The sequence below is a fragment of the Niallia yueguangensis genome (assembly GCF_052663115.1).
The window spans coordinates 1-309 of sequence record NZ_JBQTCX010000084.1; the positions used below are offsets into that span (position 1 = coordinate 1).

The 309-nt window shown below is 29.1% G+C and carries 1 protein-coding gene; it reads right to left on the reverse strand.

Annotation, left to right across the window (positions count from 1 at the left end; genetic code table 11):
* Positions 1-309: hypothetical protein (locus tag ACTYA4_RS22280; protein ID WP_445505885.1), on the reverse strand; the 309-nt coding region annotated here is incomplete at both ends.

The window sequence follows — 309 nt, forward strand, 5'->3', positions numbered from 1 at the left end:
ACTTCATAAGGCTTTGAAATTCTTTTAGCAAATTCTATTCCATAAAGTTTTATATCATTATATTCTCCCACTCCATTATCAACAAACCAATCATATTCTCCTAATGGTTGAATTATCGGATAATTTTTTCTAATACTTTGTACTAACTCTTTAAATTCTTGATAAGAAAGTATATTCTTACTATCCCTTATTTTTTCGGCTGCATCATGTGGAATTTCATTATGGAAACTGGTAAAATCAATCATTTCATTCGGACTTTCAGTCCACCCATGTATGTGTACCCAATTTCTATATTCTTTATGTTTGAAA